Source organism: Ruegeria sp. CDSC025 (genome assembly GCF_059610805.1).
This window is the reverse complement of record NZ_JBXWOJ010000009.1, coordinates 77,600-92,427: the sequence shown is the minus strand read 5'-3', so window position 1 is coordinate 92,427 and position 14,828 is coordinate 77,600. Positions and strand designations below refer to the sequence as shown.

Below are 14,828 nucleotides of genomic sequence, written 5' to 3'. Positions count from 1 at the left end.
GTCGACGTAAGTCTAATACAGAATGCGAAACCGTCTGCGGATTTCAGCGTCCTGTTCTTCGGTCAGGTATTGCGGATGATGTCGTGCCAGGATGTCCTTTGCGTGCCGGCGGGCAACCGTCCACGCATCGGCGGCCCCATCGGTCTGCCATGTCCGAGGTTCGTTCCGGTCAGCCAGCGCTGGATAGAAGTAATCCCGTTCCATCGCAGCATAGGTGTGGGCGCTTCCCAGAAAATGACCGTCGCCCAGTACCGCATGACAAATGGCGTCGAATCCCAGGTTTTCGTCGGTCACTTCGATGCCGCGCAAAGCGCGATAGGTGTGAGAGTGCATTTCGTCGTCAAGAACGAACCCTTCGAAACTGGCGCCCAGCAAGGATGCGGTCATGCCCGAGCTTTCGTAGATCAGATTGCCGCCAGCCAGCGCTGCAGCCAGCGAGGTCATTCCTTTCTCGGCTCCGTACTGTGCGTCGACAGCTTTCGCATCAGTCATCGAGGCGGCCACACCCGAAGGCAGCCCCAGCGCGTTGGTGATCTGCGCCGACGCCGCGTTCAGGATGGCGGTCTCACCGCTGCCGCCTGCGAAAGAACCGGTGCGCAAATCGACGATGAAAGGCCAGTTGGAAAACACCATCGGAAAGCCGGGTTTGATCGCATTGACCATAACAAGGCTGGCCAGTGTCTCGGCCAAAGATTGCGCCAGAAACCCGGCAAGTGTTGCAGGGGCGGTGGCGCCTGCCTGTGCAGCGGTAATGCAGGACATCGGGATATTATGGGCGATACATTCATAGACAACGTCCACCGCATCTTCGCCATAACGCAGTGGTGAAATCACCGGACTTATGTGGGCTTTCAGGAACGGCCGCTTGGCAAACTCGCCTGGCCCGCCTGCAACGATGTCGAGCATTTCGACGATCGGGGCCACATGTTCGGCAAGGGTAAACGACGTGGCAATCGGTTTGGTGGTATTGCGAACTAGAGCGTAAACTGTGTTCACGTCCAGATCGAAAACATCTGGCAGATCAGTCGCGACACAGCAGCGCGTAAACCAGCTGACATTGGCCAGCGTATCCTGAAGTCGCGTGAAATCATGCAGATCGGCCAGCGTGGATGGGCGATAGTGGCCGCTCTCCAGATCCAGCGTTTGCACAGCCGCACCGCCGGTGCCAAAGAACACACGATTTCCGCCCACTTCGATCGAGCGCGCTTCGTCCCGGGCATGAAACGAGAAAGTCTTGGCAGCGGACCCAATAGCGTCTTCAACCATGTTTCGAGGAAATAGCAGCCGCCCTTGCTGTCCGGATTGTGCACCGGCTGACCGCAGATCGTTGGCCAGCCTGTCCGGGACCTCGCCCATGCCGAGAGTTTCCAGAAGCCTTAAGGCGGTATTGTATATTTGTTTGACTTCGGACTGTGTCAAAGGTTGAAAGCGACCACCGGCTTGCCCGGGGGGGCACGGATCTATGGCGGGCTCTGCTGCGCGTTGCGCAAGACGCGCATTTCGACCGCTTCTTTTACTGCCCTTTGACAATGCCCAATCCTTTTCATGTCAGAAGTCCCGGAACCGTAAAGGGCGATGCGGGGTCTCTGCAAAAGGGAAATGCGCCTTTCAGAATCCTCAATCGTAGTTTCGATTTTTCAGCACAAGCCATTCGTAAGCTGTTGCGAAGACCTGTTTTCAGCAAAACCTATTGGGGTTCAGAGGAGCAAAGCCAATGAAGTCGCGGACAAAAGTAGTGGTAATTGGTGGCGGGATCGCAGGGTGCTCAACTCTGTATCACCTGACGCAAGAAGGATGGGCAGATGTCGTCCTGGTCGAACGAAACGAGTTGACCTCTGGTACCACCTGGCATTCAGCCGCGCAGGTGACGAATTTTGGAACAAACCAGACCATGGTTGGACTGAAATCCCATTCGATCAAACTGTACCAAGACCTGTCTGCGAATCCCGACTATCCCATCAATTACCACCATGGTGACGGCGGAATCAGGTTGGCGAACACCCAAGCGCAAATGCAGGGATACCGACATTTCGCTTCGATGGCCCGGGGGATGGATGTCCATTTCGAGGTTATTGATGCCGAAGAATGCGCTCGGCGGCACCCTCTGATCTCGACCGAAAACCTGATTGGTGGGCTATGGGATCCCTCGGACGGGGATATTGATCCGGCTCAGCTGTGTCAGGCGTTGGCCCGGGCTGCACGTTTGGCCGGGGCCGAAGTGTACCGGAATACCCCGGTTGTCGGGTTGATCCAGCACAAGGATGACACCTGGACGGTACAGACCGAACACGGTGATATCGACTGTGACATCGTGGTGAATGCCTGCGGATATCGTGTGAACGAAGTGGGCGCCTTGATGGGGGTGCACCACCCCGTGGCCTCGATGGAGCATCAGTATTTTCTGACGGAAGAAATTCCTGCAATCCGCGATGCCGGCCACCGAATGCCTTTGCTGCGATGTCCGATCAGCGATTTCTATTGTCGACAAGAAAAGAACGGCCTCTTGCTGGGGTTCTATGAACAGGGCTGCAAGACCTGGGGCATGGACGGGATCGATCCAAATTTTGTAAATGCGCTTTGCCCGGACGATCTGGACCGCGTGTCGGACGTGCTGGAAGGCGCTTTTGCTCGGATGCCTGCGCTGTTAGAGGCCGGGATTCACACGGTCGTCAACGGGCCGATAACCTATACGATTGATGGTGCACCACTTGTCGGGCCGATCCCGGGCAAGCGCAACGCCTTCTGTATTATCGGCCTGCGGGCTGGATTGGGTGAGGGCGGTGGCCATGGTTGGCTGTTGGCCCAGCAGATTGTGCATGGAGAGGCCTGTTATGACACCTGGTGCCTGGACCCGCGTCGGTTCACGGGCCACGCAAATGTGGAATTGACGGCGCTAAAGGCAGTTGAAGATTACCAGAATGAATTCCGCTTTCACCTCCCGCATGAACACCGCCCTGCAGGAAGGCCCGCCAAGACCACAGCGCTGACCCCGGTTCTAGCGGCCGAGGGCGCCGAATTCACTGTCGTCAATGGATGGGAAAGGGTGGATTACATCAAGCCTGACCCAAGCTTTGAGCCGACCCTCAGTTTCGATTTTGACGAAACCTATGATCTGGTCGGGGCCGAGGTGGCAAATGTTCAGTCCAATGTCGGGTTGTCCGAGGTGAATGGTTTCAACCGTATCGAGATTACCGGCGCGGATCGGCATGCCTTTCTGGATCGTCTGTTTTGCGGTGATGTCACGCGCCGCGACGGCAGGGTTGGGCTGGGTTATCTTTTGAACCATCACGGGATGGTCAAAGCCGAAGCGACTGTGGCGAACCTGCCCGCCAGCGATCGCGGTCCTGCCCGGGTCTGGTATGGCTCGGCGGCGGCAAGTGAATTCCACGATATGGATTGGCTAAAGCAGAACCGCCACCCCGATGAAGACGTGCATTTACGCAGTCTGACCAACGACTGCACCATTCTGATCCTTGCCGGCCCGAAATCACGTGATGTGCTGGCGTCCTGCGCGCGCGGTGATTGGTCCCCGGCAGCTTTTCCATGGCTGAGCGTCAGGGAGTGCTTTGTTGGCTTCGCTCCGGCAACGGTAATGGCGGTGAGTTTTTCTGGCGAACTTGCATATGAAATCCACGTTCCCAACCCTTCGCTTTATAGCGCATATCTGGCGCTGCGGCGGGCTGGGGAGCGCTTCGGCCTCAAGTTGTTTGGCGCTCGGGCGATCGACTCCATGCGGATGGAAAAGACGTTCCTGCACTGGAAGGCTGATTTGATCACTGAGTTTGATCCTTTTGAAACAGGTCTGAATCGGTTTGTGAGGTTGGAAAAGGGCGACTTCATCGGGCGCGATGCCCTGCTGAACCGTGATGCTGATGGGCCGCGCAGAAAACTCGTGCCGCTCCGGTTGGAAACAGGACAGGGACCTGCCCATGCCGGGGCTTCGCTGATGCTGGGTGACACGGTTGTCGGGACAATCACCTCGGGCGAGTGGGGGCACCGCACCGGCTTCAATCTTGCCCATGGATTTGTCGATCCGTCACTTGCAGAAATCGGGTGCAAGATTGAGTTGGATCACTGTGGAATACGGGTCAACGCAACGGTGATCGCACCTTCGCCCTATGACTCGGACCATAGCAGGCTCCGGGCTTGACGCAGAACGGGTTGCAAGTTCCTCATTGCAATGAGGGGCGTTCTTTGTTTCGCTAGTTTTGATGTAATCGAAACAACGGACTGTAAATGTGCCAAAGTCGCTAAGCCTACGCTGGCTGGAAGTTTTTCAGTTGGTCGCAAAGTCAGGATCGATCCAACAGGTCGCATCGGAAACCGGTTTGTCTATCAGCACAGTTTCCAATCACCTACGAAGCCTTGAGACCGCGTTGGGCATTGATTTGGTGGATCACGGGCGTCGTCCAATGGGTCTGACACCTGCCGGTGAAGTCTATGCGCGCCATGTCCGCGATGGGCTGATCGTTTTGAAAAAGGCCGAGGCGGAGATCCGGTCGGGTAACTGGCGCCATGCGACGGATTTGAGGCTGGCACTGATTGATGATTTCGACAATCAAATCTCGCCAGACCTGTTTCGGTTTCTTGCGCATGCTTTGCCGCGCTGCAGTTTTCGGCATTTCACACGCCCCAGCCATGAGATCATTGCCAAGTTGCAGGAACATAAGCTGGATGCAGGGGTGGCGACCCGACCGTTCGAACGGACCGAGGGCCTGATCGAATACCCGTTGATGCGCGACCCTTTTATCGTTGTTTTGCCCGGAGCGTTCAGTGGCATGCCCGAGGAGATGTTTTCATCAAACGCAGAATTGCCGTTGCTGCGCTATTCGCGTGATTACGTGATCGGCAAGCAAATTGAGATACAGCTCAGGCGAGGTAAATTTGATCTGCCCAACAGGTTCGAACTGGAATGCAATCAGTCGATCATAGGATTGGTCGCTGAAGGCACCGGTTGGACCATCACCACGGCCGCAAGTTTTCATAGGGCCCACAGATTTCACGACCAAGTTCGGGTGGTGCCATTTCCCGGCCGAAACTTTGTAAGAACAGTGTCTTTATTCACGACCGACGTATACCCCGAGACCACTTCGAAGCTAATCCAGAGAGCGATGGGAAAGCTTATTCGTCAACATTTTACCGACCCGATGTGCGCAAGTCACGCCTGGTTGAAAGGTGAGTTTCGCACCATGGAGAATGAGGCCGCCTGAAGTCAGCCGGGGCGCCCCAGCGATTGGCGTTCGACCAAATTGGTTCGCAACTGTATATTGCAACTTTCGGTGGGCTTTTCGATCAATCCAACCAGTTCCAGCGCAGCCCGTCGACCCATTTCCCGATGTGGGACATGCACGGTCGTCAAACCTGGATCGGTGATCTGCGCCAGCTCGATATCGTCGAACCCTGTGACGGATACGTCCTGAGGAACTCTAAGCCCCATCTCCTTGGCCCGGCGCGAGGCACCGATAGCCAGAACATCGTTCCCGCACAGCACCGCTGTTGGTCGATCTTGCCGAGACATCAGACGGGAAAACGCCTCTGCCCCGTTTTCGATTTCATATGGCGTTTCTACGATCGTCAGCCGGTCATTTGGGATATTGTTGCGGCGCATTGCTTCTTGCACCCCTTCGATCCTCAGGCGGGCACGGTCGTTTCCGGTGCTGACACCAGAAATCATACCCAGGGTTCGGTGACCCAGCTTGATCACTTGATTTGCCAGTTCGGCCATGGCCGCACGGTTGTCAAATCCGACCGAAGGGACTGGTGCGTCTGCCTGAAACGACCACGCTATCAGAACCGGAATCCTACGCTTTGCGAGATAGTCATAGATCCGCGAGTCTCGATCATGCCCGATCAGCAGCAACCCATCCGCCCCCCGTGCAACCAGGTTGCGTATCTGCTCTTCTTCGATCTCAGGCTGATAGGCAGAACTAGAGACAAGCAGGGTATAGCCATGCTGGCGCAGCTCTTCCTGAAAGGCCTGAAGTCCACGCGCAAAGATCGCGTTTTCCATGGTGGGAATGATGGCGCCGATGGTGTGCGACCGTCTGGCAGCCATAACACGTGCGGCAAAATTCGGCGTGTATCCCAAAGCGTCAACGGCAGACTGAACCCGATCACGCGTAGCCTGCACCACCAGGCTCGGAGAATTGAGGCAACGTGAAACCGTGGCGGTCGATACGCCCGCGAGTTTCGCAACATCCTCCAGGGTCGGTGCAGTTTTTGCCTTTGGCATTGTCAAACCTGAAATTTGATTTTGCAAATATGTGTAAGCTCTGCGCCGTTCAGGTGAAAGCGAAATGTAACCGCTTACAGAGATTGATTGCTTTGTCGCAGGCAAACCAGTGCTGGCTTGGCTCAGGAAATTACCAACCCGTCGCGATTTTGTGGTTGGTTATTCAGAATATATAAACTTCAAGTATAAAATATTTTTACTTGAAGGGATGGGCCACCTGGTCTAGCGTTTCAGGTAAAGCTGCGAATGGGGGAAGGTAACGATGCGTGTTGCATGTCTCGGCGGCGGGCCGGCTGGCCTCTATTTCGGGATTTCAATGAAGCTCCGCGATCCGGATGCCGAAGTGGTTGTTATCGAGCGAAACCGCCCGGATGACACATTTGGCTGGGGCGTCGTGTTGTCTGATGAGACGCTGGATAATCTTGCCGCCAATGACGCAGCCAGCGCGACGGTGATACGTAAACACTTTGCCTATTGGGATGACGTAGCACTTGTGCATAAAGGTCAGCGCACCGTGTCCAGCGGCCACGGATTTTGCGGGATCGGACGCAAGCAACTGCTGCTCATTTTGCAAGACCGAGCGCGCGAGCTTGGTGTCGAGATGCGCTTTGAGACCGAGGCGGCATCAGCCTCGGACTATATGATGAACTACGACGTCGTTGTGGCTTCGGACGGGCTGAACTCCAAGTCACGGGCCGAGTTCGCAGATGTTTTTCGACCCGATATAGACCAACGACGGTGTCAGTTCGTCTGGCTGGGTACGCATCAGAAGTTTGACGACGCCTTCACCTTTATTTTTGAGGAAACGCCAAAGGGCTGGGTCTGGGCACATGCCTATCAGTTCGACCGGGATACGGCGACTTTCATCGTGGAATGCTCGCAACAGACCTTCGATGCTTTTGGGTTTGGTGAGATGACCAAGCAAGAGTCCATCGCTTTGTGCGAAGACATTTTCAAAGATCATTTGGGCGGCCATCCCTTGATGAGCAATGCCAGTCATATCCGCGGCTCGGCCTGGCTGCGGTTTCCTAGGGTCTTGTGCGAAAAATGGAGTTACAAAAACCTGGTATTGCTGGGAGATGCCGCAGCGACCGCACATTTTTCCATTGGCTCGGGAACAAAGCTGGCACTGGAAAGCGCTATAGCGCTGGCTGACTTCGTCCATAAAGAAGATACGCCTGAAGCGGCTTTCGCGCGGTATGAGGACGAGCGTCGTCTTGAAGTGTTGCGCCTGCAATCGGCAGCGCGGAACTCGGTCGAATGGTTCGAGAATGTCGAACTTTACCTCGATCAGGATTCGGTTCAGTTGAATTACGCGATGCTGACACGGTCTCAGCGGATCAGCCACGAGAACCTGCGCCAACGCGATGCCAACTGGCTGGGGCATGCCGAGGCCTGGTTCATGCAGCAGTCTGGGGGCGCTGTTGATGGTATGGCCCGGCCCCCGATGTTTGCGCCATTTCGCCTGCGGGGGATGCAGTTAAAGAACCGGATCGTAGTGTCACCCATGGCACAGTACAAGGCGGTTGATGGGTGCCCGGTTGACTGGCACCTGATCCATTACGGTGAAAGGGCCAAAGGTGGCGCCGGGCTGGTATACACCGAAATGACCTGTGTCAGCGCCGAAGGCCGGATCACCCCAGGATGCCCGGGGCTTTATGAGCCCGAACACGAGGCCGCATGGGCTCGACTCACCGAATTTGTCCATGCGGAAACCGACGCCAAAATATGCTGTCAAATCGGCCATTCGGGCCGCAAAGGTTCAACCTGCATCGGGTGGGAAGGAATGGACCAGCCGCTGAAGGAAGGAAACTGGCCTTTGATATCAGCTTCGGCGATCCCTTGGTCCGACGGTAACGCTGTGCCCAGCGCGATGGATCGTGCAGATATGGATAGGGTCACGTCCCAATTTGTGACCGCAGCCCGGATGGCAGATCGTGCTGGGTTTGACATGATCGAACTGCATGCGGCGCATGGCTACCTCATCTCGTCCTTTATCTCTCCTTTGTCGAACACGCGCGACGACATGTATGGGGGCAGTCTTGAAAACCGTATGCGTTATCCGCTTGAAGTTTTTTCAGCTATGCGGTCGATCTGGCCCAAAGATAAGCCGATGGCGGTGCGCATTTCTGCCAATGACTGGGTCGGACCTACTGGCGTGACGCCGCAACAAGCTGTGGATATAGCGGCGATGTTCGATGCGGCGGGTGCAGATATAGTGGATGTTTCCGCCGGGCAGACTTCGACCGATGCTAACCCGGTTTACGGCCGTATGTTCCAGACCCCTTTCGCGGACCGCATTAGAAACGAATGCGGCATCAGTACTATGGCGGTGGGGAACATCTATGAAGCCGATCACGTAAATTCGATTCTCATGGCCGGTCGTGCGGATCTGGTGTGCCTTGCCCGGCCTCATCTGGACGATCCGTACTGGACCTTGCACGCGGCTACGGCGTTGGGGGACCGGCAGGAAACTTGGCCCCGCCCCTATGAAGCCGGGCGGGATCAGGCTTGGCGCCTGGCAGATCGCATGGCGGAAACGGCGGGTGAAGTATGAAACATGTCGTCATAACCGGCGGCGGCACCGGCGTTGGTGCGGCTATAGCCCAAGATTTCGCGAATGGCGGAGCAGCCGTTACCATTTTGGGCCGTACAGAGGCCAAGCTGCAGCAGCAAGCCTTGCCGTATGTCCTTTGTGATGTGACCGATGACAAGCAGGTCCGAGCTGCTATTGAAACAGCACGGGCAGAACGCGGCCCGATTTCGATAGCGATTGCGAATGCCGGCGCGGCTCATTCGCTTCCGTTTCATCGGATGACCGCCGATGATCTGCGGACCCTGACGGATGTGAATCTGGTGGGTGTTTTCAATCTATGGCAGGCGGCTTTGCCTGACATGCAAGCCGCAGGAGCGGGCCGTCTGATTGCCATCGCGTCCACCGCCGGTTTGAAGGGCTATCCATATGTTTCCGGCTATTGTGCGACAAAACATGCGGTGGTCGGGCTGACGCGGTCTCTGGCGGTCGAACTTGCGGCGACGGGCATCACCGTCAATGCGGTTTGCCCGGGGTTTGTGGAAACGCCGATGCTGGATCGCTCGATTGCGAACATCGTCGAGAAGACGGGAATGAGCGCGGAAAATGCGGTGAAAAGCCTGAAAAAGATAAACCCACAGGGCCGTTTCATCCAGGTCGAAGACGTAGCAGGTGCCGTGAGGTGGTTGTGCTCGGATGCGGCAAACTCAGTCAATGGCCACGCGCTTAGCCTGTCCGGAGGCGAGATATGAACCCAAACCCGCTTCAAGCACCATTGGAAGACCCTTCCAAAGAGAGATTGCGGTTATGGCTGCGGCTGCTCAAGACCACGCGTGGCATCGAGGCGGCGCTAAGAGAGAACCTCAGGGTAGAGTTCGACACGACACTGCCGCGTTTCGACGTGATGGCAGCCCTGTCGCGGTTCGAAGATGGGCTGAAGATGAGCGAAATCTCGGGCGCGCTGCGCGTTTCGAACGGGAATGTGACCGGAATCGTGGATCGGCTGGCCGATGACGGCCTGCTAGTGCGCGTACCTGTGCCTGGGGATCGCCGCGCCCATCGCGTACGCATGACACAAAAAGGATGCGAGGAATTCGCACGTCAGGCCGCGGCGCATGAGGCGTGGATATCCGATATGCTTGGCCAGTTTTCCGCCGAGGACGCCCGCACTCTGACAACGGAACTCACTATTTCGGAGGAAATCGATGGCCAGTGACGTCAAACATTTTCGCTGCGAAATCCGGAACCGGGTTGCAACGATTGCACTGAACCGACCAGAGCGTAAGAACCCTTTGACCTTCGACAGCTATGCCGAACTGCGCGATTGGTTCAGGGATCTGGTCTATTCAGAAGAGGTAGATGCAGTGGTGTTCGCCTCAAATGGTGGCAATTTCTGCTCGGGCGGCGATGTGCACGATATCATCGGTCCGCTAACGCGCATGAAGATGAAGGACCTGTTGCTCTTCACGCGAATGACCGGAGATCTCGTCAAGGCGATTGTGAATTGTGGCAAGCCGGTGATTGCTGCGGTGGACGGTATTTGCGTGGGGGCCGGAGCCATCATCGCTATGGCTGCGGATTTGCGTATCGCCACCCCGCAGGCCAAATGTGCATTCCTGTTCACGCGGGTGGGGCTGGCAGGGTGCGATATGGGGGCCTGCGCCATCCTGCCCCGTATCATCGGGCAGGGGCGTACGGCCGAACTGCTCTATACCGGACGCAACATGACCGCTGATGAGGGGCTTTCCTGGGGGTTCTACAATGCGGTGGTTGATCCATCCGAGCTTAACGCTACCGCGCAATCTCTGGCTGACCGTATCGTGGCAGGCCCCAATTTTGCGCATATGATGACCAAGACCATGCTGGCGCAGGAGTGGTCTATGTCGATCGAACAGGCAATCGAAGCAGAGGCGCAGGCCCAGGCGATCTGTATGCAAACCGGAGATTTTGAACGCGCCTACAAGGCCTTTGTTGCAAAAGACAAACCAGTATTCGAGGGCGATTGATGGCAGATCAGAGCTTTCTTTCGTGGCCATTCTTTGACCCTCATCACCGGGGCTGGGCGGATCGGGTGCAAGAGGTTGCTCGGGGACTGACTATTGACCATGGCGACCCGGACCAGGCTTGTCGCGATCTGGTCCGCCAGCTGGGCGACGCCGGGCTGCTGCAGCCTACTTCGGACGAAAGCGGCCATTTGGATGTCAGGACGCTGTGCCTCAGCCGTGAAACACTTGCTCGCCATGATGGGTTGGCCGATTTCGCCTTTGCAATGCAGGGGCTTGGAACCGGTGCGATCTCGTTGTTCGGCTCAAAAGGTCAAAAGGCGCATTGGCTGCCGCAAACGCGCTCTGGTCAGGCTATCGCGGCCTTTGCATTGACTGAACCTCAATCGGGGTCGGATGTGGCAAATTCGACAATGACGGCTATCCGTGATGGCAACGACTTTGTCCTGAACGGTGAAAAGACATGGATATCGAACGGGGGTATCGCAGATGTCTACACCCTGTTCGCCCGTACTGGCGAGGCACCCGGGGCCAAAGGGTTGTCAGCTTTTATCATCACTCCTGATCTGAAGGGTTTCGAAGTTGTCGGGCGCCTGGACACAATCGCGCCACACCCATTGGCGACATTGCGTTTCAATGATGTGCGTGTGCCGGCTAGCGCGATGATCGGTCAAGCTGGCGCAGGATTTCGTATTGCAATGTCTGTGCTGGACCTGTTCCGCCCGACGGTGGCCGCCGCTGCGCTGGGATTTGCACGACGCGCGCTGGATGAGGCGCTGACACGGGTATCAGAACGGCAGGTGCAAGGCGCCCCGTTGTTTGATTTGCAGATGGTGCAGGGGCACATCGCCGAGATGGCATTAGATGTCGATGCTTCGGCGCTTTTGATCTATCGGGCAGCGTGGGCCAAGGACAGCGGAGCGGCGCGCATTACACGTGAGGCGGCGATGGCCAAGCTGTTTGCTACCGATCAGGCGCAGTTGATTATCGACAAGGCGGTTCAGTTGTTTGGTGGCGATGGGGTGCGTTCTGGGATGGCGGTTGAATCTCTGTACCGAGAAATCCGTGCCTTGCGCATCTACGAGGGCGCCTCGGACGTTCAAAAAGTAATCATTGCACGTCAGACGATGGCCGCGCACATGGAGGGAAGGTGATGCTTGGACCGTCTGCACATACCGACACGTTCAGCCGCGATAACCTGCCCCCCCAGGATCAGTGGCCCGACTTCCTGTTGGCGGGTTTTGCATATTCCGATCATGTGAATGCAGCATATGAGCTGACCGATGCCATGGTTGCCAAGGGCTTTGGTGATCATACCGCTTTGATCGGCAATGGTCGGCAACGAACATATAAAGAGCTCAGCGACTGGACCAACAGGCTGGCACATGTATTGGTCGATGACTTGGGGGTCGAGCCGGGAAACCGGGTGCTGATCCGATCGGCTAACAATCCGGCAATGGTTGCGTGCTGGCTTGCCGCAACCAAGGTGGGTGCGGTCGTCGTCAATACTATGCCGATGTTGCGCGCTGCAGAACTGACGAAAACTGTCGATAAGGCGGAAATCCAGTTTGCATTATGTGATACCCGGCTGATCGACGAAATGCAGTCCTGCGCCAGTGATAGCCGGTTCCTGCAGCGGGTCGTCGGGTTCGACGGAACTTCAAACCACGATGCCGAGCTTGATCGTCTTGCACTTGAAAAGCCGGTACAGTTCGATTGCGTTAAAACCGGGCGCGACGACGTGGCCTTGTTGGGTTTCACCTCCGGCTCGACAGGTGAACCCAAGGCCACCATGCATTTTCACAGAGATATTCTGATCATTGCCGACAGCTATGCGCGTGAGGTGTTGCAGGTCGTTCCAGAGGACGTTTTTGTTGGTTCTCCACCTTTGGCCTTCACATTCGGGTTGGGTGGTTTGGCGGTGTTTCCGTTGCGGTTCGGCGCGACTGCAACCCTGTTAGAACAAGCCTCGCCTGCGGGCATGATCGAGATAATCGAAAAATACAAAGCGACTGTCTGTTTCACTGCGCCAACCGCCTATCGGGTCATGCTGCAGGCGATAGATGACGGTGTTGATCTGTCTAGTCTGCGTGCGGCCGTGTCGGCGGGCGAGACCTTACCGCAGCCAATCTATGACGAGTGGATTTCCAAGACAGGCAAACCAATGCTCGACGGGATCGGCGCGACCGAGATGTTGCACATCTTTATTTCAAACCGGTTTGACGATCACCGCCCGGCCAGTACCGGCAGGCCGGTTACCGGATATGAGGCCAAAGTGTTAAACCCAGACGGAACTGAAGCTGCTGTTGGGGATATCGGACGCCTGGCCGTTCGTGGTCCGACAGGGTGCCGGTATCTGAATGATAAGCGCCAGGCGGGTTATGTAACAGATGGATGGAATATCACTGGAGACAGCTTTCATCGGGACGCGGAGGGGTATTTTCATTTTTCTGCGCGCAATGACGACATGATTATCTCGGCCGGATACAACATCGCCGGACCCGAAGTAGAAGCCGCACTTCTGGCGCATGAGGCCGTTGCGGAATGCGCGGTGGTCGGCGTCCCAGATGCTGAGAGGGGTCATATTGTCCAAGCACATGTTGTTCTGGCTTCAGGCACGGCTGATGACGCTATGCGCGAAGCCCTTCAGGCTCATGTGAAATCTATGATTGCCCCGTATAAATACCCGCGCTCGATCCGGTTCTGCGATGGTTTGCCCAAAACCGCGACCGGAAAAATCCAGCGTTTCCGCCTGAAATCATGATCAATGTATGTAGAATATAGCGGGAAGAAAGAATGTAAGAAAAAGACCGAATTGCCAAAGGCATAGACCGAACGTTGAGAATAATGACATAAATCGCGTTCATAGGGCCAACGAAGGGAGAAGACGATGAAGAGACTATTGGCGGCTGCAGCGATCACCGCGCTGTGCGCGACGGGTGTTACAGCGGAAGTTAAGGTGGGGATGATCACAACGCTTTCAGGCGGCGGGGCCGGTTTGGGCATCGACGTACGGGATGGGTTCATGCTTGCGATTGCTCAATCGGGGCGGGATGATATCGAGGTGGTGATCGAAGACGACCAGCGCAAACCGGATATCGCGGTACAGCTGTCAGACAAGATGATCCAATCCGAACGTGTAGATGTGATGACCGGTATCATCTGGTCAAACCTGGCGATGGCGGTTGTGCCAGCCGCCGTGAACCAGGACGTTTTCTATCTGTCACCCAATGCGGGCCCGTCACCTCTGGCGGGGAAGGGCTGTCACCAGAACTATTTCAACGTCGCCTGGCAGAACGACAACCTGCACGAGGCCGCGGGCGCATACGCCAATGGTGCGGGTTACAAGAGCAGCTTCATACTTGCTCCGAATTACCCGGCGGGTGTCGACGCGCTGACTGGCTATAAACGCTTTTTCGAAGGTGATCTGGCCGGTGAGATCTATACCGAGCTTGGCCAGACTGATTATGCAGCTGAAATCGCGCAAATCCGCGCAAGCGATGCGGATAGCGTCTTTTTCTTCCTGCCCGGCGGGATGGGGATTTCGTTTCTGAAGCAATATGCCGACAGCGGGATCGATCTTCCAGTTGTTGGCCCAGCCTTCAGCTTTGATCAGGGCATTCTGCAGGCGGTAGGCGATGCAGCTCTGGGCGTGGTGAACACTTCGCAGTGGAACAAGGATATCGACAACCCGACCAACGCTGCCTTTGTTGAAAGCTTTCAGGCAGAATACGGACGTCTGCCCTCGCTTTACGCCAGTCAGGGATTCGATACCGCCAACCTGTTACTTGCGGCGCTTAACAAGGCTGACCCGTCAGATGCGGATGCCTTCCGCGAAGCGCTGAGGGCGGCGGATTTCAACAGCACACGAGGGGATTTCAGCTTTGGCCCGAACCATCATCCGGTTCAGACCATCTATGCGCGCGAAGTGATCAAAGAAGGTGATGTATTCACCAATAAGATCCTTGGCGTAGCTCTTGAAAACCACTCTGATGCCTACGCGGCCGAGTGCAAAATGTAACTGAATTTCTGCCTGCCCCTAAAAGTGGGGCGGGCAGAT

11 protein-coding genes are annotated in these 14,828 nt (G+C 56.3%); 9 read left to right on the top strand and 2 right to left on the bottom strand.

All coding sequences use genetic code 11. The features are described from left to right. Positions 1-12: 12 nt before the first annotated feature. On the bottom strand, positions 13-1,530 hold the full coding sequence (locus tag AC2FH8_RS13870; protein ID WP_496690017.1) for a trimethylamine methyltransferase family protein: 1,518 nt from the start codon (positions 1,528-1,530) through the stop codon (positions 13-15). A 184-nt stretch (positions 1,531-1,714) separates the two neighbouring features. Between AC2FH8_RS13870 and AC2FH8_RS13865 the strand changes: the two genes are divergently transcribed. Next, positions 1,715-4,150, top strand: a complete 2,436-nt coding sequence (locus AC2FH8_RS13865; RefSeq protein WP_496690016.1) for a GcvT family protein — start codon at positions 1,715-1,717, stop codon at positions 4,148-4,150. An 88-nt stretch (positions 4,151-4,238) separates the two neighbouring features. After that, on the top strand, positions 4,239-5,210 hold the full coding sequence (locus tag AC2FH8_RS13860; RefSeq protein WP_271949993.1) for a LysR family transcriptional regulator: 972 nt from the start codon (positions 4,239-4,241) through the stop codon (positions 5,208-5,210). Positions 5,211-5,212: 2 nt separating this feature from the next. Here the strand turns inward: AC2FH8_RS13860 and AC2FH8_RS13855 are convergent, their stop codons facing one another. Next, positions 5,213-6,232 (bottom strand): LacI family DNA-binding transcriptional regulator, encoded by a 1,020-nt coding sequence (locus AC2FH8_RS13855; RefSeq protein WP_496690014.1) that lies wholly within the window; start codon positions 6,230-6,232, stop codon positions 5,213-5,215. Between the two features lie 262 nt (positions 6,233-6,494). On the opposite strand from AC2FH8_RS13855, the gene AC2FH8_RS13850 reads away from it, so the two are divergent. The 7 genes from AC2FH8_RS13850 to AC2FH8_RS13820 all read left to right on the top strand — a co-directional run bounded on the left by AC2FH8_RS13850 (position 6,495) and on the right by AC2FH8_RS13820 (position 14,789). Further along, positions 6,495-8,789 (top strand): bifunctional salicylyl-CoA 5-hydroxylase/oxidoreductase, encoded by a 2,295-nt coding sequence (locus tag AC2FH8_RS13850; protein ID WP_496690013.1) that lies wholly within the window; start codon positions 6,495-6,497, stop codon positions 8,787-8,789. Further along, positions 8,786-9,517 carry an SDR family NAD(P)-dependent oxidoreductase gene (locus AC2FH8_RS13845; protein ID WP_142637785.1) on the top strand — a complete coding sequence of 244 codons (732 nt, stop codon included), beginning with the start codon at positions 8,786-8,788 and terminating at the stop codon, positions 9,515-9,517. The genes AC2FH8_RS13850 and AC2FH8_RS13845 overlap by 4 nt, the downstream gene beginning before the upstream one ends. After that, the gene (locus AC2FH8_RS13840; protein ID WP_142637787.1) at positions 9,514-9,981 is read left to right on the top strand and encodes a MarR family winged helix-turn-helix transcriptional regulator; all 468 of its coding nucleotides are present in this window, start codon (positions 9,514-9,516) and stop codon (positions 9,979-9,981) included. Before AC2FH8_RS13845 ends, AC2FH8_RS13840 begins: the two co-directional genes overlap by 4 nt. Next, positions 9,971-10,771, top strand: a complete 801-nt coding sequence (locus tag AC2FH8_RS13835) for an enoyl-CoA hydratase family protein (protein WP_496690012.1) — start codon at positions 9,971-9,973, stop codon at positions 10,769-10,771. The genes AC2FH8_RS13840 and AC2FH8_RS13835 overlap by 11 nt, the downstream gene beginning before the upstream one ends. Continuing rightward, on the top strand, positions 10,771-11,922 hold the full coding sequence (locus AC2FH8_RS13830; protein WP_496690011.1) for an acyl-CoA dehydrogenase family protein: 1,152 nt from the start codon (positions 10,771-10,773) through the stop codon (positions 11,920-11,922). Before AC2FH8_RS13835 ends, AC2FH8_RS13830 begins: the two co-directional genes overlap by 1 nt. Continuing rightward, positions 11,922-13,532: an AMP-binding protein gene (locus AC2FH8_RS13825; RefSeq protein WP_496690010.1), complete on the top strand. Its 1,611-nt coding sequence runs from the start codon at positions 11,922-11,924 to the stop codon at positions 13,530-13,532. Before AC2FH8_RS13830 ends, AC2FH8_RS13825 begins: the two co-directional genes overlap by 1 nt. A 126-nt stretch (positions 13,533-13,658) precedes the next feature. After that, positions 13,659-14,789, top strand: coding sequence for an ABC transporter substrate-binding protein (locus AC2FH8_RS13820; RefSeq protein WP_282027718.1), 1,131 nt, complete (start codon positions 13,659-13,661; stop codon positions 14,787-14,789). The last annotated feature ends 39 nt before the right edge of the window (positions 14,790-14,828 follow it).

Coding starts and splice junctions, on each gene's coding strand:
- AC2FH8_RS13865 (WP_496690016.1), top strand. CDS start 1,715: ATGAAGTCGCGGACAAAAGTAGTGGTAATTGGTGGCGGGATCGCAGGG.
- AC2FH8_RS13855 (WP_496690014.1), bottom strand. CDS start 6,232: ATGCCAAAGGCAAAAACTGCACCGACCCTGGAGGATGTTGCGAAACTC.
- AC2FH8_RS13850 (WP_496690013.1), top strand. CDS start 6,495: ATGCGTGTTGCATGTCTCGGCGGCGGGCCGGCTGGCCTCTATTTCGGG.
- AC2FH8_RS13845 (WP_142637785.1), top strand. CDS start 8,786: ATGAAACATGTCGTCATAACCGGCGGCGGCACCGGCGTTGGTGCGGCT.
- AC2FH8_RS13840 (WP_142637787.1), top strand. CDS start 9,514: ATGAACCCAAACCCGCTTCAAGCACCATTGGAAGACCCTTCCAAAGAG.
- AC2FH8_RS13835 (WP_496690012.1), top strand. CDS start 9,971: ATGGCCAGTGACGTCAAACATTTTCGCTGCGAAATCCGGAACCGGGTT.
- AC2FH8_RS13830 (WP_496690011.1), top strand. CDS start 10,771: ATGGCAGATCAGAGCTTTCTTTCGTGGCCATTCTTTGACCCTCATCAC.
- AC2FH8_RS13825 (WP_496690010.1), top strand. CDS start 11,922: ATGCTTGGACCGTCTGCACATACCGACACGTTCAGCCGCGATAACCTG.
- AC2FH8_RS13820 (WP_282027718.1), top strand. CDS start 13,659: ATGAAGAGACTATTGGCGGCTGCAGCGATCACCGCGCTGTGCGCGACG.